Raw genomic sequence first — 21,196 nt, 5'->3', positions numbered from 1 at the left:
ACAACCAATGCGATCGTACGGGGCGCTATTCCCAGCCCCCTGGGTACGGTGGCGACGTGACCACGCTTCGGACCCCGGCCAGCACGCCACGAACCACCGACCCGACCTGGTGGCGCGATGCCGTCGTCTACCAGGTCTACCCACGCAGCTTCGCCGACACCGACGGCGACGGGCTCGGTGACGTCGCGGGCATCACCAGCCGGGTGCCGTACTTGGCGTCGCTCGGTGTCGACGCGCTGTGGCTCTCCCCGTTCTTCCCGTCGCCGCTCGCCGACGGGGGCTACGACGTCGCTGATTACCGTGCCGTCGACCCGAAGCTCGGGTCCCTCGACGACCTCGACGCCCTGGTCCGGGCCGCCCACGAGCACGACCTGAAGGTCATCGTCGACATCGTGCCGAACCACACCTCGGACCAGCACGAGTGGTTCCGGGCCGCACTGGCGTCCTCGCCGGGGTCGGCCGAGCGTGCGCGGTACGTGTTCCGCGAGGGGTCCGGCGACTCCGGGGAACTGCCGCCGAGCGACTGGGTGTCGAACTTCGGCGGCAGTGCGTGGACCCGGGTACCGGACGGGCAGTGGTACCTGCACCTGTTCGCCCCCGAGCAGCCGGACCTGGACTGGTCGAACCCCGAGGTCCGCGCCGACTTCGAGGACACCCTGCGCTTCTGGTCCGACCGCGGTGTCGACGGGTTCCGCGTGGACGTCGCGCACGGTCTGGCGAAGGACCTGTCGACTCCGTACCGGCCCTCGAACGAGCAGGACCTGCCGCTCGACGGCTCCGACCCGCTGTACGACCGCGACGAGGTGCACGAGATCTTCGCCACCTGGCGTCGGGTGCTCGACGAGTACGAGCCGCCCCGTGCTGCGGTCGCCGAGGCCTGGGCCCCTGCACCCCGCCGCGTCCTGTACGCCCGGCCGACGGAGCTCGGGCAGGCCTTCAACTTCGACCTGCTCGAGGCCCCGTTCGAGCCCGAGGTGTTCCGTCAGATCATCGAGCGGAACCTGGCCGCCTCGGAGCACTCGGGTGCCTCGAGCACCTGGGTGCTGTCGAACCACGACGTCGTGCGGCACCCCACCCGGTACGGCCTGCCGGACGGCACCGACACCGACGCCTGGCTCATGACGGACGGCACGACGCCGGAGCTCGACCGTGCACGGGGGCTCCGCCGGGCACGCGCGGCGACGCTGCTGATGCTGGCGCTGCCGGGGTCGTCGTACGTGTACCAGGGCGAGGAGCTCGGGCTGCACGAGGCCGCCGCCATCCCGCGCGACCTGCTGCAGGACCCGAAGTGGCTCCGCACCGGGCACACCGTGAAGGGCCGGGACGGCTGCCGCGTGCCGATCCCGTGGACGCGCTCCGGGCCGTCGTTCGGCTTCGGGGACGTCGCACCGCACCTGCCGCAGCCGCAGGACTTCGGGGAGTCCTCGGTCGAGGCCGAGGACGGCGATCCCGGGTCGACCCTGTCGCTGTACCGCCGGGCGCTGGCCGCACGACGTCGGCTGCAGCAGGGAGAGGCGCTGACGTGGCTGGAGTCCGGCTCCGAGGTCGTGGCGTTCGCCCGGCACGACGGCTGGCGGTCGTTCACGAACTTCGGCACGGAGCCGGTGCCGTTGCCCGCCGGCACCGTGGTCGTCGCGTCGGGACCGCTCGACGAGGTCTCGCCCGGTGTGCTGCCCGGCGAGACGACGGTGTGGTTGGCCTGAGCGGACAGGTTCTTCCTCCACAGCCCGGAGGCCCGTGGTGGCGTTCCACAGATCGTCTCGCCGCCGCCCGGGGGTGACCTCCCGATCGCGAGCATCGGGGCATGACAGATCCCACTGCTCCAGCATCCGGTCCACGACCACTCCGGCCGCGGGTCGTCCGCCGCCTCGCTGCGGTCGGCGCCGCGCTGACCGCGCTCGGCGTGCTCGCGGCGCCCGCCGTGCTCCCGTCCGGGTCGAGCGCCGCTGCGCTCGACTTCCCCTACGTCAACGAGTTCTCCAGTGCGTCCGGCGGCACCCTGCAGGGTGACGCCGCGGTGTCCGACGGTCGCCTGCGACTCACCGACGACGTCCGGAACCAGGCCGGGGCCTGGTCGACGAACGACACGTTCCCCTCCGACACCGGGCTCGAGATCGAGTTCACCTACGCCATGTACACCGCGAAGGACGACCCCGGGGCCGACGGCCTGCTGCTGTACCTGGCCGACGGGGCCGCACCACAGGGTGTCGGCTCGTACGGCGCCGGTCTCGGGTACGCCTGCCGCAGCACCGTGACCGAGGGCGGTGGACGCCCGTGTGACCTGCCTGGGGTCCCCGGTGGCTTCGCCGCCGTCGCGATCGACCACTACGGCAACTTCTCGTCGCGCATCAACGACTCCGGTCCCGGTGCCCAGGCCGACCACGTCGTCGTCCGCGGCTCGGGCGACGGGACCGAGGGCTACCGGTACGTCGCCGGCGTCGCGGCCCCCGGCGGCACGGTGACCGACGGAGCCACACCGCGGAAGGTCCGCGTCACCCTGCTGCCCGAGGCCGACGGCGGCCTCGCCGTGACGGTCCGGATCCAGGCCGGCGAGGCCCTGCGGACGGTACTGGACTCGGTGCCGCTGCACGGCGACGGACAGGCCCCGCTGCCGAGCACGCTCCGCCTCGGGTTCGCCGCGGCCACCGGCAGCCACGTCGACAAGCACGAGGTCGACGCGCTGCAGGTGTGGAAGCCGGCGGACCTGTCGGTCGAGCACGACCTGCCCGCGACCGTCACGGCCGGCGACCCCGTCCGCTACGACGTCACGGCTCGGAACCCCGGTCCGAACGCCGCCGATCCGAGCCCGTTGCACGTCGACGTGCCGGACGGCATCGAGGACGTCACCTGGACGTGCACCGCGGCGGCGGGCTCCGCCTGCGCGACCGCGACGGGGAGCGGTGACGTCGCGACCGACCTGTCCCTGCCCCGCGACGGTTCGGCCGTGGTGACGATCGAGGGGCGGGTCGCCACGGGCACCGAGGGGAGCCTGGAGAGCGTCGCGACGATCGCCACGCCTGCGTCGTTGTCCGACACGAACGAGACGGACAACGTCTCGCGGGCGAGCACGACCGCGACGGCACCGGCGGCCGTCGCGCACGTGGAGACGGACAAGTCGGTGTCACCGTCGACCGTCGCACCCGGAGACGAGGTCGAGTACCTCGTGACCGCACGGAACCGGGGTCCGGCGGTCGCGGAACACGTCGGGGCCGTCGACGAGCTGCCCGAGGCCATGCGCTTCGCCGGTTCGGACGACGGGTGCACCGCCGAGGGGCAGCGCGTGACGTGCCGATCCGACGCCTCGCTCGACGTGGGGGAGACCCGGGCCTTCCGGATCCGCGCCGTGCTCGATCCGGGCTACCGGGGGGACGGATCCGACGTGGTGAACGTGGCGACCGCGACCTCGCCGACCGACCCGGACGGGGGCGACCCGTCCACCGGTGTGGCGATCGTCGTCGACCCGGACGACGACGGACCGGCGCCGAGCCCTGCGCCGACGACCGGTCCGGCACCGGACGACGGGGACGGATCCGGTGCCGGCGGTTCCGGTGGCGGCGGCCCCGGCGACGGCGACGGCCCCGGGGCGGGTGCTGACCACGGGCGTGCGGGTGCTCCGGCAGCTGACCACGGCGCCGCTGCGCCCGTGGGAGCCCTCGCCTACACCGGCGCCGAAGGGGTCGGCCTCGCCGCCGCACTCGCCGCCCTGGCCGCCGCCGTCGGGTCCGTGTGCTGGTGGCTCGCCCGACGTCGTACCCGTCGGAACGCGCCGACCGACGACCCGCAGCAGCCCTGAACACCGCCGGGACGGCACCGGACGCGGTGCCGTCCCGGAGCACGGGTGTGCACGTCCACAGGGGGTGGAACCGCCGCCGGTCGGGCGTTCACCCCACCGGCGGTAGGATCGGATCCACGATCCGCATGCCCGAAAGAGGTCTCGTGTCCGACACCGTGGACGACGCCACCACCGTGGAAGACGCGACCCAGCGCGCGCGGTACTGGCCGATCCCGATCCTCCGGGCGGTCCCCGCAGCGGTCGTCGCGATGGTCATCACCTTCTCGACCAACCACGCCGCGGGCTACGGTCTCGTGCTGTTCGGCGGCTTCGCCCTGATCGAGGGCCTCGTGCTCCTGTTCGCCGGGATCTCCCGACTGCCCCTCGACGGCCGTTCGCGTCGCACGACCCTGCTGCAGGCCGTCATCACCCTGCTCGCCGCGGTCGCCGCGTTCGCGTGCAACGGGTTCGGGCTGCCGGCCTTCATCACGGTCATCGTCGCGTTCGCTGTGCTGACCGGGGCCCTCGAGCTGTCGCAGGGGCTCCGTGCCCGGCGTCGCTCACCCTTCGCTCGCGACTGGACCACGATCGGCGGCCTCACGCTGCTGCTCGCGGTCGCCTTCCTCGTCACGCCCCCCGACTACTCCCAGCAGCTCGGTGGCGTGGAACAGGTCACCGGCACCCTCGACGCCTCGATCGTGCTCGTCGGCCTGCTCGGCGCGTACCTCGCCATCACGGCCGTCTTCCACGTGATCGCCGGCCTCTCGCACAAGTGGGGCACGGCCACGCCGGCCGTCGCCCCGGACGGAGCACCACACGCATGACCACCCCCAGCCGTCGTGACCGTCTGCGCCCGGTCGAGCTCCTCGGGATCTCCGCGATCGTCGCGGTGTTCACCGGGCTCGTCGTGCTGTTCTCGACGCGGGAACTGCAGCTGGCCGTGATCTTCCTCGGCGTCGCGTTCATCGTGGTCGTCGTCGTGCTCGCGATGCTGCAGCTCGCCTCGTCGAGCGAGCAGGACGACAACGACATGCTCGGCGGGCACAAGACGCCGGGCGAGGGCGACGGCGACGACTTCCACTGACGGCTGACGGCTGACCCAGCGGCGACCGCGTCCTGACGCCGGACACGCCCGAGGTCACGAATCAGGAACGGTCCTGTCAGGATCGCGGGTCCTGCCGACACCTCTGGGTGAAGGAGGTGGGATGTGGACGTGACGACCGGCACCGACACGGACGAAGGACTCGTCCGTGCGATGGCACAGGGGGACACCGGAGCGCTCGCACGAGCGTTCGACCGGTACGCCGCCACCCTCACCCGCTACGCCTGGGCACTCGTGGACAACCGCTCCGACGTCGAGGAGATCGTGCAGGACGCGTTCCTCACGCTCTGGCAGCGGGCGGCGACCCTCGAGCTGCCGGCGGACACCGTGCTGCCGTGGCTGCTCGTCGTCTGCCGCAACCACGCCTTCAACACCGGCCGCAAGCAGGCCCGTCGTCGCGCGGACGAACTCCCCGAGCACCTCGCCTCGCCCGCCGACCACGACGAGGCACGCGAGACCCTGCGCTGGGTCCGTGCCGAGATCGCCGCGCTCCCCGACCTCGACCGCCGCATCTGCGAGCTCTGCCTCCTCGAGGGGTACTCCTACGCCGAAGCCGCTGAGCTCCTCGGGCTCACGGTCGGCGCGGTCACCCAGCGGGTCTCCCGCAACCGACGTCGACTCAAGAAGGCGGTGATGCACGATGAACACTGAACCTCCCCAGGGAGACGAGCTGCAGCGCATGCTCGTCTCGATGAAGCAGAACGTCCTCGAACGCGCCACGCCCCGCCCGAAGCGACGTCGTGGTCGCTCGGGCGTCGTGGTCGGCGTCGTCGCCCTGCTGGCACTCGGCACCGCGACCGGTGCCGTGGCCCTGACCCTGTCGCAGCAGAACGCCGACCCGGTCGCCGCTCCCACCCAGACCCAGCAGCCCGAGCCGTCGCCGTCCGCGACCACGCCGAGTTCCGCCCCGATCACGGGCGCCCCGATCCCGAAGTCCACCCCGACCCCGCGCAACACCGTCGCCACGATCCCCACGAGCTGCCGCTCGATCGTGCCCGCGTCGGAGTACTCGCGGTTGTTCGGAGATGCGTCCGTGACCGAGAAGGACACCCAAGACCCCGACACCGTGGACGTCGTCTCGGCGTCGATCAGCTGCGTGTGGCAGAAGCCGGATGCGGACAGCTCGTTCCTGTCCGTCTCGATCCACACCGCGAGCGCCGAGCACGTCCAGTACCAGATCGACTCGTTCGGCGACGAGGCTGGCGGCACCTGCACGGAGCGACCGGACGGCACGCTGTGCCAGCTCCGAGCGACCCTCGACGACGGCGCCGCCAAGGCGTACACCCTGTACGTCCGCGGCGACAGCTACGTCGTCGTCGACCAAATCGGCTTCCCGACGAACGGTCTGCTGAACGCCGTCATCGGGGAAATCTGGGGGGACTGACGGCCCGGAGGCACGGGGCGGACCCGACCCGTGCCTCCAGTCCGTCGGTGGTCAGATCGTGAGCAGGAACGGTCGCCTCGCGCACCGTGACGCGACCGTTCCTGCTCACGGAGCACACCGACCACGCCCCGCGTCACCCCACCCGCGCCGCCACGATGTCGCGCGCCAGCGTCCGGACCGCTCGACTCGGCTCCGGAGACGTCCGGACCGCCAGACCGATGCGGAGCGGGTCGACCTCGTCCTCCAGGTCGAGCACCGCACCGTCGTACCGCACCCCCGAGTCCGGCACGACCCCGACGCCGAGCCCGGCCGAGGCGAACCGGATCACGGCGGGCATGTCGTTCATCTCCGCGACGATGCGCCGCCGGATGCCGAGCCGCTCGAGTGCCCCGTCGAGGATGATCCGGTTGCCGAACCCGTGCGCCGTGTCGACGAAGGGTTCATCCGCGAGTTCGGCGAGCGACACCGACGACCGGCCGGCGAGCGGGTGGTCCGACGCGGTGAACACCCGGAACGGCATCTCCCGCAACGGCTCCACGACGACGCCGGCGGGCACGGTGGGCAGGCCCGTGTAGGCGATGTCGAGCCGCCCGGCGACCAGGTCCTGCACGAGCCCGGTCGTCCCCGACGGCGAGGTCATCAGCTCCACCGCGACGAGCGGGTGCTGCCGTCGGAACCGCTGCAGCACGCCCGTCAGGTCGACGATGTCCATGCTCGTGAAGATGCCGAGCCGCACCCGCCCTCGCAGGTCGGCGTCGTCGGCGGTGGCCAGGTCGCGCATCCGGTCGAGGGACTCGAGCACCGCGCGGGCGTGGGGGAGCAGGTCCTCGCCGGCCGGGGTCAGGACGAGCTGCCGGCCGGTGCGGTCGAAGAGCCGCACCCCGAAGCTGCGCTCGAGCGAGGCGATGCCCGCGGACACCGTGGACTGCGCCGCCCAGAGTCGTTCCGCCGCGCGGGTGACACTGCCCTCGGCGGCGACGGTGACGAACTGTTCGAGCAGTCGGGTCTCCATCGTCCGAGTATCGAACAGATCGATCGTACACATCAAGCGCATCCGTTGGACTCGATGCAATCCGAGCGCGATCATCGGAGCATGTCAACCGTCACCGACACCCCGACGGGCACCGTCCCCGCCACCACCGCCGCTCCCGCATCCGCGAACGACCGTGTCGTCGCCCCGCGCGGACGCCGTGTCCACACCCGTCGGCGCCACGGTTTCGGCTTCTGGGTCGTCGCCTTCGCGTTCCTCGCGGTGATGGCCTTCGCGACCGTCCCCGCGCCCCTCTACGTCATCTACCAGGCCCGCGACGGGTTCCCGACCTTCACCACGACCGTGATCTTCGCGGCGTACGGGGTCGGGGTCGTCGGGTCGCTGTACCTGGCGGGACACCTGAGCGACGTGCACGGGCGGCGCCCGCTCATCCTGGTGTCGATCGCCCTCGAGTTGGTCGCCGCCGTGCTGTTCTTGCTCTGGAACGACGTCACCGGCCTCATCGTCGCCCGGCTCGTGACCGGCCTCGGTGTCGGGACGCTGACGGCGACCGCGACGGCGCACCTCGGTGAGCTCCGGGTCCGTGCGACCGGCTCGAGCGACTCCGCGAAGGGGGCGAGCGTCGCCGCCGGGGCGGTGAACCTCGGTGGGCTGTCGCTCGGCGCCCTGGTCGGTGGAGCGCTCGCCGAGTTCGTCGGGCAGCCGCTCATGGTCCCGTACGTGGTGTTCGTGATCGCGCTGGCCGTCGCGTTCGTGCTGGTGCTGGCCGCACCGGAGACGGTCGACCGTCCCGAGCAGCCCGTGGCCTACCGCCCGCAGCGCATGCAGGCTCCCGAGGGCCAGGGAGCTGCGTTCTGGGCAGCCGGTGCCGCAGCGTTCGCGGCACTCGCCGTGCAGGGCCTCTTCACCTCGGTCGCGCCGAGCTTCCTCGGCACCACCTTCCACGTCACCGACCGCCTGGCCGCCGGGGCCACGACCTTCGGGGTCTTCGCCGCGAGCGCGCTCTCGCAGATCGTCTTCGCCCGGCTGTCGCAGCGTGCGCAGATCCGGCTCGGCATGGTGCTGCTGGTCGTCGGGCTGGTCGTCCTGGCCGTCGCCGCGGTCCTGCTGCAGGTCGCCGGGTTCATCGGCGGCGGGGTCGTCGCGGGCGCCGGGGTCGGCCTGCTGTTCCGCGCCGCGATCGGCAGCGCCGCAGCGCTGGTCGGCCCGGAGCGTCGGGGCGGCGTGCTCGCCGCCACGTTCCTCATCGCCTACGCCGGGCTCACCGTGCCGGTCGTGGCCGTCGGGGCGGCGCTGCTGGTGATCCCGACGCTCCCCGTCCTGATCGGGTACGTCGTACTCGTTGCCGTCCTGGCCGTCGTCGCCGGCACCCGGCTGGCCGCGCGCGCCTGACGCGCCACGGGCCGGGCGTCCGCCCGTCGCCTCCCGGAACCGGGTTCCGGACACCGGACCACGCGATCGCGCGGTGCCGTGTCCGGAACCCGGTTCCGTCGTGCGGACGCACTCCCGGCATACTGGGTGCGTGCCCCGGAACCGCAACCGTCCCGTGATCACGGGGATCGCGGCCGTGGTCGCCGCCGGTCTCCTCGCCGGCGGGCTGTTCCTGACGGCACGGCAGGGTGCGGACGACCCGACCATCGGCGCCGGCTCGACCTCACAGACCCCGGCCGACGCGCCGACCGCCGCCGGCGACGGCACCGTCACGATCACCCGCACCGGGCCGGACATGCCCGGTAGCACGGCGCTCGGCCGGTGCGACAGGACGTCCCAGGCGGCCGTCGCGCAGTACGAGACCGAGGCCCTGGGCCGCGTCACCCTGCAGTGCGGCACCGCTGCCCAGGGCTACGAGCACATCCGGGTGCGGCACACCGCCGACTGGCAGGACGTCGTCTCCGGGCATGGCTCGCGCGACTGGGACGACGCCATGCTCACGGCGGTGCAGACGGCGCTCGAGGACCCGCGCCCCGGGTTCCCGCTCGACGCCGGCGACGGCAAGGTCTGCTACGCCGCACCCGTCCGGTTCGACGACGGTTCGCGCCCCGACGACGAGCCCTTCGTCAAGGTGATCGTCTCGGCGACCACCGACCGGGTGATCACGGCGTACCCCACGCGCACCGACGACTGCTGACGCCGGTGCTGGCCACCCGTTCTGCGACCGACCACGCTGGCCACTGACGTCGAACGACACCGCCGTCGTCGTACGACATCGACGCTGTCGCAACCACCGCCACGCAACAGTCCGCGTCTGCACAAAGCGACGATGTCGTCGTCGTACGACGTCGACCTCGTCGTTCCGCGTCGTCCCCCACCGCCGCAGCACCCAGACGCCCACACGTCCAGACGCCCACACGCCCACACGCCCACACGCCCAGACGCCCAGACGCACACACGCCGAGCGCGCGACCCTACGCGTGCACCTCGTACTCGTGCCGCCGGTGCGACGCCGGCTCCAACTGGAACGTCGAGTGCTCCACCGGCACGTCGAAGTGCTCCGCCACGCACCGCTGCAGCTCGTCGAGGATCGCCGGGGCGTGCGCCGTCGAGAAGCAGTGGTCGTCGACGACCACGTGCGCGGTCAGGTTCGGCACCCCGGTCGCCACGAGCGTCGCGTGCAGGTCGTGCACGGCGATGACGTGGTCGAGCTCGAGGATGTGGCCCCGCACGTCGTCGAGGTCGAGCCCCGGCGGCGTCGACTCGAGCAGCACGTTCGCGGTCTCGCGCAGCAGCCGGATCGCCCGCGGCAGGATGAGCAGGCCGATCAGGATCGCGGCGACGGAGTCCGCCCGCTCCCATCCGGTCAGCATGAGCACGACCGCGGCGATGATGACGGCCACCGACCCGAGGGTGTCGTTGAGGACCTCGAGCCGGGCGGCACGCGAGGTGAAGCCCTCGCCCGAGGCCCGGAGCAGCACCGCGTAGGCCACCAGGTTGCCGACGAGTCCGACGATGCCGAAGACGAGCAGCGGCCCGGAGTGGATCTCCTCTGGCACGACGAGCCGCTGGACCGCCGAGATGATCACGTAGACGCCGACGGCGAGCAGGATCGCGGCCTGCGCGGTGGCCCCGAGGACCTCGGCCCGCTGGAAGCCCCAGGTGCGCTGTGCGGTCGGCGACCGGCGGGCGAGCCGCGTCGCGACGAGTCCGATGCCGAGTCCGCCGGTGTCGACGACCATGTGCCCGGCGTCGACGAGCAGTGCGAGCGAACCCGTGACCACGGCGCCCACGACCTCGGCGAGCAGGATGCCCGCCGAGATGCAGAACGCGACGAGCAGGGCGCGCTCCGAGGCGTGCCCGACGCCGTGCCCGTGGTCGTGTCCCATGTGCGACATCGTAGGGATCCGCACTGACGACATGCCAGGATCGTCGGCGTGAGCCGGTCGCCCTACGAGCTGTCCACACCACCCGAGGTGCTGGCCCGGCTGCACCCGCGGCTCCGGACGTACTTCGCTGCCGTCCCGCCCGGACACGTCGGTCGCGGCGAGGGCGTCTTCACCGTGGTCGGCACCCCGCGCCGGTGGGTCTGGCCGGTCCTCGCGTGGTTCGCGCGCGACGCCGTCATGTTCCCGGTGTGGGAACGGGACGTGCCCTTCACCGTCGAGAACCGCCCGGCTCGCGTGCGTCGTGGACCCGGCACCGGCCGGGAGGCTCGCCCCGCCGTCCGCGCGCACCGCACCTTCCGGTTCCGCTCGGGAGCCCGCACGATGGTGGACGCCATCACCGCCGAACCCGACGGCCTGGTCGACCACCTCGGTCGCCGCGGGCGCGTCAGCGCGCGTCTGCGGGCGCAGGTCGACGTGGACGGCCCGGACGCGGGCGCCCTGCGCCTGGTCTCCACGCGCGTGACGTTCCGTGCGCTGGGACGCGATCTGCGCCTCCCGGCCGCCCTGAGCCCGCGTGTGACGCTCACAGAACGATTCGATGACGAAGCCGACCTGCAGCGCGTGTCCCTGGTGCTCACCGCGCCGGTGGTCGGCACGCTGTACCGGTACGAGGGGGCGTTCCGGTACGAGATCGCGCCGGACACAGGACGGGGATGAGATGAGCGACGAGAAGGGCCGCGTCGTGATCGCGGGAGCGAGCGGCTTCGTGGGGCGGTACCTGCGGGACGCCTTCGCGGCAGAGGGCTACCGGGTCGTCACCGTCGGCCGGACCGGCGACGCGGTGTGGGGCAACACCCTGCGCATCCGGGAACTCGTCGACGGTGCGGCCATGGTCGTGAACATGGCGGGCAAGAGCGTCAACTGCCGCTACGGCCGACGCAACCGTGCCGAGATCATGCGCTCACGGGTGGACACCACGCTCGAGCTCGCCGAGGCCATCCGGACGTCGGAGCACCCGACGCCGCTGTGGATGAACGCCTCGACCGCGACGATCTACCGGCACGCCGACGACCGCCCGCAGGACGAGACGACGGGCGAGATCGGCGAGGGGTTCTCGGTCTCCGTGGCCCGCGCGTGGGAGGACGCCTTCTTCGGCGCCGACCTGCCCGGCACCCGTCGTGTGGCGCTCCGGATGGCGATCGTGTTCGGCGACGGCAGCGCCCTGCTGCCGCTCCTCCGGCTCGCGCAGGCCGGCCTCGGCGGGCCGCAGTACGACGGGCCGTGGGTGCCGACGCGCTCCCGGCTCCGCGCCGGCACCTACCACCACCACCGGCCCACGCACGGTCGGCAGCGCTTCAGCTGGGTGCACATCGCCGACGTCCTCGGGTCCATCCGGTTCCTCCGCGACCACCCGGAGATCGAGGGGCCGGTGAACCTCTCGAGCCCGAACCCGTCCGACAACCGCACCGTGATGGCGACCATCCGCGACGCCGTCGGACGCCGGTTCGGGGTACCGACCTGGCGATGGATGCTCGAACTCGGGTCGTTCGCGATCCGCACCGAGACCGAACTCGTGCTGAAGAGCCGGTGGGTGGTGCCGACCCGGTTGACCGAGGCGGGCTACGAGTTCCGGTACCCGCACCTGCGTGGGGCGCTCGCCGGGATCATCGCGGAGCGCCGCCAGCACCGGGGCTGAGCGCCGGCACCGGGACCCCGTCGACCGGAGCTGGTGTCGGGGCCGGATCCGGCGCCGGGTTCCGGCCCGGTCGCGGCCGGCGGTCCCGCGCCGGACGGGACGACCACAGCACGGCGGCCACGACGACCGCGCCGGCGAGCACCTCGACCAGGTCGGGCACCTCGCCGAAGGCCGCCCACGACGCGAGCACCCCGACCACCGGCACGAGCATCGAGAACGGCGCGACCGTGCTCGAGGGGTAGGTCGCCAGCAGCCGCGACCAGATGCCGTAGCCCACCAGGGTCGCGACGACCACGATGTAGAGCAGGCCGAGGTCGGCCGGCAGCGCCGCCGGCGTGAACGCCGTGCCGAGTGCGGCCCCGATGCGGTCCGGTCCCTCGACCACGAGCGACAGCACGGCCATCGGCACGGGTGGCACGACCGACCACCACAGGGTCAGGTGCAGCGGGTTCGCGGCGCCCGCCCGCCGGGTCGCGACGTTGCCGATCGCCCACCCGAGCGCACCGCACAGCGCGAGCACGACGGGCAGCAGCGCGGCGGTCTGGGAACGGTGCAGGGCGATCGCGGCGAGGGCGGCCACGGCGACGGTGACCCCGACGACCTGCCGGCCGGTCAGCCGCTCGCGCAGGAACACCCCGGCCAGCACCACCGTGAAGGGCGCCGAGGCCTGCAGGACGAGCGAGGCCAGCCCCGACGGCATGCCGGACGCCATGCTCAGGTACAGGAACGAGAACTGCAGCACGCCGAGCCCGAGGCCGACGAGCAGCAGTCGCCCGAACGGGATCCGCGGCCGCGGCACGAACAGCAGCGTCGGGACCGCCAGGATCGTGAACCGCAGCGCTGCGAGCAGGAACGGCGGGAAGTGCTCGAGCGCGAGTGCCGTCGCGGGGAAGTTCAGTCCCCAGACCACGGCCACCACGACGGCGAAGAGACGGTCACGAGCGGTCATGCTCCTCATCGTCCCGGCCCGCACGTTGTAGGTCCATCGAAACCTTCGCGAAACACGATGTAGGGTCCCTGCATGGTCGACTTCGACGTGCAGCTGCTCGCGGTCCTCCGCGAGCTCGCCGAGCGTGGCAGCGTCACAGCCGTCGCCGAGGCCACCCACCGCACACCCAGCGCCGTCTCCCAGCAGCTGCAGACGCTGCAGCGGCAGGTCCGGGTCCCGCTGGTCGAACGCGTCGGGCGCGGCGTCCGCCTGACCCCGCACGGCCAGGTCCTGGCCGGCCTGGCATCCGGGGTCTCGACCGCCATCGCCCGGGTGGACGCCGCCTGGCAGGAACACCTCGGTGGCACGACCGGACCCGTGTCCCTGGCGATCTTCCCGTCCGCCGCCGAACTGCTGTTGCCCGGCGTGCTCACCCGGATGCAGGAGCACCCCGGCATCGCGCTGACCCTGGTCGACGTCGATGTCAGCGAGGGGGAGTTCGCACCGCTCGCCGCCGACCACGACGTGGTCGTCGGGCACCGGTCGGACGGCGTCCGGCCGGCCGACCAGGGATCGGTCGACACCGTGCCGCTCCTGCGCGAACCGCTCGACGTCGCCCTGCCGCCCGGGCACGCCCTGGTCGGTCGCGCACGCGTGGGCATCGACGAGGTCGTCGGCGAGACCTGGATCGGCGTGCCGGAGGGGTACCCGATCGACCGGGTCCTGCAGGCGATGGCAGCGGCGTCGGACGCACCGCCGAGCGTCGCCTTCCGGACGATCCACCTGCCGGTCATCGAGAACCTGGTGGCGGCAGGGCACGGCATCGCACTCGTCCCGCGGTACACGTCGGGCACGCGGGCCGCCGGGCGCTTCCACCTGGCGGAACTCGCCGACGTCCGTGCCGGACGCCGCATCGAGGCACTGGTCCGCCCCGACCGTGCCGTCCGGCCCGTGGTCCGCACCGTCCTGGAGGCGCTGGTCGCCGAGGCCCTGCACGTCACCACCTGAGACGGTGGCGCCCACCGCCGGGCGCACGCCGTGCCTCCAGGCCGCGTGGGCGCTGCGGCAGACCCGCTGCGTGAGCAGAAGCGGTCGGGTCCCGCGCCGCGATTCGACCTCTTCTGCTCACTCGGTGGGCGCCAGGGGCGTCAGCGCACCTGGATCGGGGTGCCGAGCGGCAGGAGCTCCGCGAGCGCGGTGATGTCGGCGTTGTGCATGCGGATGCAGCCGTGCGAGGCAGCGGTGCCGATGCTCGAGGTGTCGTCGGTGCCGTGCAGCCCGATCTGTCCCGGGCCACCACCGAAGGAGTTGAGCACGTCCGAGAACGCCGTCGTGCCGTAGGCGTACGGGCCGTACCCGGCGTTCGTCGGCGCCAGCAGCTCGGTCAGGGCGAAGCGGCCCGTCGGCGTCGGCGTCCCGCCGGTACCGGTCGCGACGGGGTAGGAGTCCACGACCTTGCCGGCCTTGTACAGGTCGAGGGTGTTCTCCGCGCGGGTGACGACGATCGCGTACGGGTCCTCGGAGAGGGTGACAGCGCCCGTCCGTACCCAGCCGAGGCTGCCGTTCGGACGCTGCGGCAGCTGCACCCGGACCCAGCCGTCCTGCCGGTCGACCACGCGGAAGACCAGTGGTGCGCCGGACTGCTGCGGGTTCGACAGGGTCTGGCCGGACGCCCCGCCGGCGGTCGCGCTCACGGGAACCGAGTCGCCGCGGACGGCGGCGACGGTGGTGCTGACGGGGGCGTCGACCGCGTGGGCCGGACTCGTCGAGGGAGTCGCCGTCGGCGTCGGCGTCGCACTGGGCGTCGGGGACGCGGCGACGGACCGCGTGGGTGCCGGTGTGGGCGTCGCCGACAGGGGGCCGAGGGCGACGAACGCCACAGCCCCGGCACAGACGACGGCCACGGCGGCGGCGATCAGTGTCGCGCGCCGCCGTGGCTCGGTCGGGAGGATCGGCAAGATCAGCCCGTGAAGGACGCCGTTCCGGGCACCGGCACGGCGACCGGCGCGACGGCCGGGCCGGCCGGGTCGGCGATGAAGGTCGCCGCCGCCGAGGCGGTCTGGCCTGAGGACGTGCCGACCAGGGTCGCCGTGAACGCGCCGGCGGTCGCGACGCCCTCGGGCAGTGCGACGACCACGACGACGTCGCCGTCCTGGTCGGCCACGGAGGCGTTGGTGGCGACCGCGTACGTCTCGCCGCCCTGGGTGATCGTCGCCTGCACGCCCTCGGCGGGCGCGAACCCGCTGCCGACGACCTGGAACCCGGAGACCGACTGCGACACGCGGGTGTCCTCGACGCTCGTCACCGCGGTGGGCTGCGGCGTGAAGTACGTCGTGGTGTCGTCGACGCGCAGCGCGGAGACCGAACCGGAGGCATCGGCCGCGAGGGCCTGCGCCGTGGACTCGAGCGGCGCGGAGAGGTCGAGCGGGCCGCCCGGCGCGACGGTCGGATCCGTCGGCGCGACGGTCGGTGCCGGGCTCTCGGTGGTCGGTGCGGTCGGCTCGTCCGTCGGGCCGGGTGCGGGGATGCCGGTCGAGGCGTCGAGACCGACGTACACGATGTACCCGACGACCTGGGCGCCGGCGTCGGAGAGGTCCGTCGCGAGCTCGCTCGTCGACTCGGTCGTCCCGGTGGCGGGGTCGATCCACTCGGTGGACGCGCCGCTCAGGCCGGCGTCGCCGTCGCCCGCGGCGAAGACCACGGTCTGGTCGGAGGTGTCGGCTGTCGACTGGATCGCGAGTGCGAAGCTCGTCGCGCCGGTCGTCGTCGCGCTGGCGCCGGAGACGAGTGCGCCGAGCCCACTCGGGGCGACCGGCTTGGTGAGCCCGCGGATGATGCCCACTGCTTCGCCCGCGGACACGGACAGGCCGTCGGCGTCGATCGTGGCGTGGTCGGTGATGCTGCCACCCGCGGTCGGGTCCCCGAGGGACGCCCAGTACCACTGGTCGGTCAGGGGGACCGCGGTCTCCGGCGCCGCCGTGAAGTCGGCGGCCGAGTCGGTCCAGGTGACGTTCGGCGACGCCGAGGTCGTCGGAACCGTGGCGGTCGAGACGGTGGGGACGAGCGCGGCGGTGACGCCGAGCACGGTGACGCCGACGGCGGCCGCGGCGATACGGGAACGAAGCACGGTGTGGAGGTCCATCCGGTGAAGAGGACAGGGTTCGTCCACTGCGACGCCCCCCGTGCTGAGACGACGCTCAGCACGATCAACCTACCGGGTTCGTGAGGATTCCGCACCCCTGGTGTGCGGTGCGTCCGTGTCAGGACGCACCGCATCGTGCTCAGACGTCGAGGTGGTCGACCAGCTCGTCCGCCAGGCCCGTGTACGTCGCCGGCGTCAGGTTCGTCAGGCGGGCCTTCGCGCCGTCGGAGATGTCCAGGCCGTTCACGAACACGATGAGGTCCTGCTGGCTCACCCGCTTGCCCCGCGTGAGCTCCTTGAGCATCGCGTAGGGGTCCTCGATGTTCGACTGCCCGGCGGTGACCTCGGCGCGGATGACCGTCTGGATCGCCTCGGCGAGCACCTCCCAGTTGTGGTCGAGGTCGTCGGCGAGCTTGGCCTCGTTCACCGCGATCTCGCCCAGCCCGCGGCGCAGGTTGTCGAGCGCGAGCAGCGAGTGCCCGAACGCGACGCCGATGTTCCGCTGCGTGGTGGAGTCGGTCAGGTCGCGCTGCAGTCGGCTCGTCACGAGGGTCTCGGACAGCGTCGAGAAGAGCGCAGACGAGATCTCGAGGTTCGCCTCGGCGTTCTCGAACTTGATCGGGTTGATCTTGTGCGGCATCGTCGACGACCCGGTCGCACCCGCGACGGGGATCTGCGTGAAGTACCCCATCGAGATGTAGGTCCACACGTCGGTCGCCAGGTTGTGCAGGATCCGGTTGGCGTGACGCACCCGGTCGTAGAGCTCGGCCTGCCAGTCGTGCGACTCGATCTGCGTGGTGAGCGGGTTCCACGTCAGGCCGAGGCCCTCGACGAACTCGCGGGACAGCGCGGGCCAGTCGGCCTCGGGGTCCGCGGCGAGGTGTGCCGAGAAGGTGCCGGTCGCGCCGGAGAACTTGCCGAGGTACTCGCCGCCCTCGATCTGGGCGAGCACGCGCTCGAGCCGGTAGACGACGACCGCGAGCTCCTTGCCGAGCGTCGTCGGGGTGGCCGGCTGACCGTGGGTGTGCGAGAGCATCGGCACGCTCTTCAGCTCGACGGCGAGCGTCCGGAGCTTCTCGAGCACGGCGCGGAAGCCGGGCAGCCAGACCTGGTCGACGGTGTCCCGCACCGTGAGTGCGTAGGACAGGTTGTTGACGTCCTCGCTCGTGGCGGCGAAGTGGGTGAGCTCGGCGATCGCGTCGAGCCCGAGCTCGGACAGCCGGCGGCGCACGAAGTACTCGACGGCCTTGACGTCGTGACGGGTCGTCGCCTCGATCTCGGCGAGCTCCGCGATCTGGTCCTGGCCGAAGGTCGAGACGATCCGGCGCAGTGCGGCCTTGTCGTCGACGCTGAGCGGCGAGGTGGTGAACATCGCGTGGTCGGTCAGGAAGATGAGCCACTCGACCTCGACCACGATGCGCGCGCGGTTGAGGCCGGCCTCGGAGAGGTGCTCGCCCACCGTGTGCACGATCGGGTAGTAGCGCCCGTCGAGCGGGCTGATCGGCTGCGGGGGAAGGGGGGTCATGGGGCTCCCTGACGGACTGCCGGCTCGAGCTGGTGGAAGAGCGCCCGGCAGGCCCGTTCGACGGTCGAGAGCACTCGGTCGAACTCGTGCCGGTCCGCGTAGTACGGGTCCGGCACGTCGGCCTGCTGGGGCCAGGCGGCGTCGTACCGCAACAGGAGCGTCACCTTGGCGGAGTCGTCCATGGTCGGGGCCCACGAACGCAGGATGCGCTCGTGGGAGCGGTCGAGTGCGACCACCAGGTCGAGGTCCGGGAACCGGTCCGGGTCGAACTGACGGGCGCGATGCCTGCTGCCATCGTATCCGCGCGCCGCCAGCGCTGCGATCGTGCGCTCGTCGGCGGGTTCCCCGACGTGCCAGTCACCGGTGCCGGCCGACTCCACCTGGAACCGGTCGGCGAGGCCGGCGTCCGCGGCGATCTGCGCGAAGACGACACCGGCCATGGGGGAGCGGCAGATGTTGCCGCTGCAGACGAACGAGACGCGGAACGGGGCGTCGACGTCCTGGGTCATGAGCACATCATGACGCAGGGCGGGGTCCTCCGCGAGGCCCGCCGGGTCACGCCCGCTGGCGGTTCAGCACCGGGCGGGCGAAGAGCCCGATCAGCCAGGCGAAGACCGCGAGCACGAAGGCACCGACGATGCCCCAGCCGAAGGAGTCGACCTCGAGCCCGAAGCCGAACGCGTCCGAGATGCCCGCGACGATGAGCAGCAGGATCGCGTTCACGACGAACGAGATGAGCCCGAGCGTGAGGATGTAGATCGGGAAGGCCACGATCCGGATGACCGTGCCGATCACCGCGTTCACGAGCCCGAACACGAACGCCACGAGCAGGAAGGTGAGGACGGTCGCGGTGGTCCCGCCGTCACCGAACGGCGTGACGGAGACGCCGCTGACGATCAGCGTGGTGAGCCAGAGCGCGAGGGCGTTGACGACGAGGCGGACGAGGAATCGCATGCGCCCATGATGCCCTCGCTTCCCCTCGTGGGTGCCGTGGGCCTGCCGGTAGCCTGAACCCGTGAGCGAGCAGCGTGTGCACATCCGGCCCGAGGTGGCCGTCCTCCCCGCGTACAAGCAGGGGCGACAGGCGTCCGACTCCGCCTTCAAGCTGTCGAGCAACGAGAACCCGTTCCCGCCGCTCCCCGGGGTCGTCGAAGCCGTGCAGGCCCAGACCTCGTACAACCGCTACCCCGACGCCACCGCCCTCGCCCTGCGCGCCGTGCTGGCCAACCGCTTCGGGCTGACCGCCGAGCAGGTGCACGTCGCGCCGGGCAGTGTCGCGATCCTGCACGAACTCGCCCGCGCGACCTCCGGCCCCGGTGACGAGATCGTCTACGCGTGGCGCTCGTTCGAGGCGTACCCGGGCGTCGTCACGGTCGCCGGCGCCACCAGCGTGCAGGTGCCGAACCGCGCCGACGGTGGGCACGACCTCGACGCGATGGCCGCGGCCGTCACCGAACGCACCCGCATGGTGCTCGTCTGCTCGCCGAACAACCCGACGGGGCCGATCGTGACCGCCGCGGAGTTCGACGCGTTCATGGCCGCGGTGCCGCAGTCGGTGCTGGTCGTGCTCGACGAGGCATACGCCGAGTTCGTGACCGACGAGGCTGCCGTGCACGGCCACCCGCTGCTCGCGGCGCACCCCAACCTCGTGGTCCTCCGCACCTTCTCGAAGGCGTACGGGCTCGCCGGGCTCCGGGTGGGCTACGCGCTCGGTCCGGACTACGTGCTCGACGCCGTCCGTGCCTGCGCGATCCCGCTGTCCGTGACCGCCCAGGGCCAGGCGGCGGCGCTCGCCAGCCTGGAACGCGAGGCCGAGCTGCTCGAGCGCGTGACCGAGATCGCGACCCTGCGCGACCGGATCGTCGTCGAGCTCCGTGCCCAGGGCTGGGACGTCCCCGACGCCCAGGGCAACTTCCTCTGGCTGCCGACGGGTGAACGGACCGTCGCCGCTGCGGCCGCGTTCGAGGACGCCGGCATCATCGTCCGGGCCTTCCCGCCAGAGGGCATCCGCATCTCGATCGGCGAGCACGAAGCTGTGGAAACGCTCCTCCAAACAGCCCGCTCACTTGTGGGGGACCTCCAGGTGGCCGACTAGTGCCTGGCGCTACGCTGGCCCGCATGTCATTCCGCGCCGCGGCTCCCGCGACGACCACCGTCCGGCTCCTCGACCCCGAGGGTCGGTTCGTGGAGACCGACGAGAACGCCGAGTTCGCCGCCGCCGCGCGGGCGATCCCCGACGAGACCCTGCTGGCGATGCACCGCCGCATGGTGCTGACCCGTCGGTTCGACCACGCCGGCCACAACCTCCAGCGCACCGGCCAGCTCGGCCTGTGGGTGCCCAGCCACGGGCAAGAGGCCGCGCAGACCGGCTCGGCCTTCGCCCTGCGCGCCCAGGACCACGTGTTCCCGTCCTACCGCGAGCACGCCGTCACGATGCACCGCGGCGTCGAGCCGATGGAGATCATCGCGATGTACCGCGGGCAGACCCACGGCGGGTGGGACCCGGACCAGCGCGGCAACACGCACATCTCCACCCTGGTGATCGGCTCGCAGACCCTGCACGCCACCGGGTACGCGCTCGGCCAGAAGCTCGACGGCGACGTCGGCACGGGCGACCCGGACCGCGACGCCTGCTCGATCGTCTACTTCGGCGACGGCGCCACCAGCCAGGGCGACGTGAACGAGGCCTTCGTGTTCTCCGCGTCGACCAAGGCCCCGGTCGTCTTCTTCCTGCAGAACAACCACTGGGCCATCTCGGTGCCGGTGTCGGTGCAGTCCCCGACGCCACTCGTCGACCGCCCGCGCGGCTTCGGGATCCCGAGTGTCCTGATCGACGGCAACGACATCCTCGCGTCCTACACGGCCTCCGTCGTCGCGACCGAGCACGCCCGCAGCGGCCAGGGCCCGGCCTTCATCGAGGCCGACACCTACCGCATCGGTGCGCACACCAGTTCCGACGACCCGAGCCGGTACCGAGCCGACGGCGAGCTCGAGGAATGGGTCCTCCGCGACCCGATCGTCCGGTCCGAGGCGTACCTGCGATCGAAGGGTGCGACGGACGAGCAGTTCGCCGCGTTCGACGAAGAGGGCGAGGACATCGCCGCCGACGTCCGACGCCGCACCGTCGCCCTGACCGCACCGTCCGTCGACGTCATGTTCGACAACGTGTACCGCGAACCGCACCCGCGGATCGCCGAGCAGAAGGCCTGGCTCGCCCAGTACGAGGCCGGCTTCGAAGGGGGCGCCCACGCATGAGCACCACCGAGCAGCTCTTCGACTACACCCTGCGCTCCCACCCGGGCGCCGGCGAGGTCCCGAGCGACCCCACCCCGACCC

The 21,196-nt window shown here is 72.3% G+C and carries 21 protein-coding genes; 13 read left to right on the top strand and 8 right to left on the bottom strand.

Annotated features, from left to right (window positions below):
- Positions 1-56: 56 nt before the first annotated feature.
- From HQQ79_RS01750 to HQQ79_RS01725, 6 genes are all read left to right on the top strand, one after another.
- On the top strand, positions 57-1,703 hold the full coding sequence (locus HQQ79_RS01750; protein WP_173032287.1) for a glycoside hydrolase family 13 protein: 1,647 nt from the start codon (positions 57-59) through the stop codon (positions 1,701-1,703).
- A gap of 101 nt (positions 1,704-1,804) precedes the next feature.
- Complete coding sequence (locus HQQ79_RS01745) at positions 1,805-3,793, top strand: DUF11 domain-containing protein (RefSeq protein WP_173032286.1); 1,989 nt, start codon at positions 1,805-1,807, stop codon at positions 3,791-3,793.
- A 143-nt stretch (positions 3,794-3,936) separates the two neighbouring features.
- Complete coding sequence (locus tag HQQ79_RS01740; RefSeq protein ID WP_254066049.1) at positions 3,937-4,596, top strand: DUF308 domain-containing protein; 660 nt, start codon at positions 3,937-3,939, stop codon at positions 4,594-4,596.
- Positions 4,593-4,856, top strand: a complete 264-nt coding sequence (locus HQQ79_RS01735) for a hypothetical protein (protein ID WP_027464979.1) — start codon at positions 4,593-4,595, stop codon at positions 4,854-4,856. Before HQQ79_RS01740 ends, HQQ79_RS01735 begins: the two co-directional genes overlap by 4 nt.
- A gap of 129 nt (positions 4,857-4,985) precedes the next feature.
- Positions 4,986-5,525 (top strand): RNA polymerase sigma factor, encoded by a 540-nt coding sequence (locus HQQ79_RS01730; protein ID WP_081827229.1) that lies wholly within the window; start codon positions 4,986-4,988, stop codon positions 5,523-5,525.
- Entirely contained in the window at positions 5,515-6,258 is a 744-nt protein-coding gene (locus tag HQQ79_RS01725) for a hypothetical protein (RefSeq protein ID WP_173032284.1), read from the top strand. Before HQQ79_RS01730 ends, HQQ79_RS01725 begins: the two co-directional genes overlap by 11 nt.
- A 133-nt stretch (positions 6,259-6,391) precedes the next feature.
- Here the strand turns inward: HQQ79_RS01725 and HQQ79_RS01720 are convergent, their stop codons facing one another.
- The gene (locus tag HQQ79_RS01720) at positions 6,392-7,270 is read right to left on the bottom strand and encodes a LysR family transcriptional regulator (RefSeq protein ID WP_071404888.1); all 879 of its coding nucleotides are present in this window, start codon (positions 7,268-7,270) and stop codon (positions 6,392-6,394) included.
- Positions 7,271-7,351: 81 nt separating this feature from the next.
- On the opposite strand from HQQ79_RS01720, the gene HQQ79_RS01715 reads away from it, so the two are divergent.
- Both HQQ79_RS01715 and HQQ79_RS01710 read left to right on the top strand, forming a co-directional pair.
- On the top strand, positions 7,352-8,641 hold the full coding sequence (locus HQQ79_RS01715) for an MFS transporter (protein ID WP_173032283.1): 1,290 nt from the start codon (positions 7,352-7,354) through the stop codon (positions 8,639-8,641).
- A 130-nt stretch (positions 8,642-8,771) separates the two neighbouring features.
- A complete protein-coding gene (locus HQQ79_RS01710) occupies positions 8,772-9,377 on the top strand; it encodes a hypothetical protein (protein WP_173032282.1) in 606 nt (201 codons plus the stop codon).
- Positions 9,378-9,654: 277 nt separating this feature from the next.
- On the opposite strand, the gene HQQ79_RS01705 is transcribed toward HQQ79_RS01710, so the two are convergent.
- Positions 9,655-10,569 carry a cation diffusion facilitator family transporter gene (locus tag HQQ79_RS01705; RefSeq protein WP_173032281.1) on the bottom strand — a complete coding sequence of 305 codons (915 nt, stop codon included), beginning with the start codon at positions 10,567-10,569 and terminating at the stop codon, positions 9,655-9,657.
- A gap of 48 nt (positions 10,570-10,617) precedes the next feature.
- Here HQQ79_RS01705 and HQQ79_RS01700 point away from each other — a divergent pair, with 48 nt between their 5' ends.
- Both HQQ79_RS01700 and HQQ79_RS01695 read left to right on the top strand, forming a co-directional pair.
- Entirely contained in the window at positions 10,618-11,286 is a 669-nt protein-coding gene (locus tag HQQ79_RS01700; protein WP_173032280.1) for a DUF4166 domain-containing protein, read from the top strand.
- 1 nt (position 11,287) lies between these two features.
- On the top strand, positions 11,288-12,265 hold the full coding sequence (locus HQQ79_RS01695; protein ID WP_138803428.1) for an epimerase: 978 nt from the start codon (positions 11,288-11,290) through the stop codon (positions 12,263-12,265).
- Here the strand turns inward: HQQ79_RS01695 and HQQ79_RS01690 are convergent.
- A complete protein-coding gene (locus HQQ79_RS01690; protein ID WP_027464972.1) occupies positions 12,234-13,214 on the bottom strand; it encodes an EamA family transporter in 981 nt (326 codons plus the stop codon). The genes HQQ79_RS01695 and HQQ79_RS01690 overlap by 32 nt on opposite strands.
- A gap of 72 nt (positions 13,215-13,286) precedes the next feature.
- Here HQQ79_RS01690 and HQQ79_RS01685 point away from each other — a divergent pair, with 72 nt between their 5' ends.
- Positions 13,287-14,201, top strand: a complete 915-nt coding sequence (locus HQQ79_RS01685; protein ID WP_173032279.1) for a LysR family transcriptional regulator — start codon at positions 13,287-13,289, stop codon at positions 14,199-14,201.
- A gap of 140 nt (positions 14,202-14,341) precedes the next feature.
- Here HQQ79_RS01685 and HQQ79_RS01680 read toward each other — a convergent pair whose 3' ends face one another.
- The 5 genes from HQQ79_RS01680 to HQQ79_RS01660 form a co-directional block, all read right to left on the bottom strand.
- Positions 14,342-15,151: a L,D-transpeptidase gene (locus HQQ79_RS01680; RefSeq protein ID WP_231495636.1), complete on the bottom strand. Its 810-nt coding sequence runs from the start codon at positions 15,149-15,151 to the stop codon at positions 14,342-14,344.
- Between the two features lie 2 nt (positions 15,152-15,153).
- Positions 15,154-16,335 carry a hypothetical protein gene (locus tag HQQ79_RS01675; RefSeq protein ID WP_173032278.1) on the bottom strand — a complete coding sequence of 394 codons (1,182 nt, stop codon included), beginning with the start codon at positions 16,333-16,335 and terminating at the stop codon, positions 15,154-15,156.
- Between the two features lie 139 nt (positions 16,336-16,474).
- Positions 16,475-17,860 (bottom strand): adenylosuccinate lyase, encoded by a 1,386-nt coding sequence (gene purB, locus HQQ79_RS01670; protein WP_173032277.1) that lies wholly within the window; start codon positions 17,858-17,860, stop codon positions 16,475-16,477.
- Entirely contained in the window at positions 17,857-18,369 is a 513-nt protein-coding gene (locus tag HQQ79_RS01665; protein WP_017886476.1) for a low molecular weight protein-tyrosine-phosphatase, read from the bottom strand. The genes purB and HQQ79_RS01665 overlap by 4 nt, the downstream gene beginning before the upstream one ends.
- Before the next feature lie 46 nt (positions 18,370-18,415).
- Complete coding sequence (locus HQQ79_RS01660; RefSeq protein ID WP_027464967.1) at positions 18,416-18,814, bottom strand: phage holin family protein; 399 nt, start codon at positions 18,812-18,814, stop codon at positions 18,416-18,418.
- A 61-nt stretch (positions 18,815-18,875) separates the two neighbouring features.
- Between HQQ79_RS01660 and HQQ79_RS01655 the strand changes: the two genes are divergently transcribed.
- Together HQQ79_RS01655 and HQQ79_RS01650 are read left to right on the top strand one after the other, a co-directional pair.
- A complete protein-coding gene (locus HQQ79_RS01655) occupies positions 18,876-19,955 on the top strand; it encodes a histidinol-phosphate transaminase (protein WP_027464966.1) in 1,080 nt (359 codons plus the stop codon).
- A gap of 23 nt (positions 19,956-19,978) precedes the next feature.
- Positions 19,979-21,115 (top strand): thiamine pyrophosphate-dependent dehydrogenase E1 component subunit alpha, encoded by a 1,137-nt coding sequence (locus tag HQQ79_RS01650; protein ID WP_027464965.1) that lies wholly within the window; start codon positions 19,979-19,981, stop codon positions 21,113-21,115.
- The last annotated feature ends 81 nt before the right edge of the window (positions 21,116-21,196 follow it).

This window comes from Curtobacterium sp. VKM Ac-2852 (assembly GCF_013205045.1).
Lineage (GTDB): Bacteria > Actinomycetota > Actinomycetes > Actinomycetales > Microbacteriaceae > Curtobacterium > Curtobacterium flaccumfaciens.
Note: the sequence above shows the minus strand (reverse complement) of the source record. Positions and strands in the feature narration are given on the sequence as shown.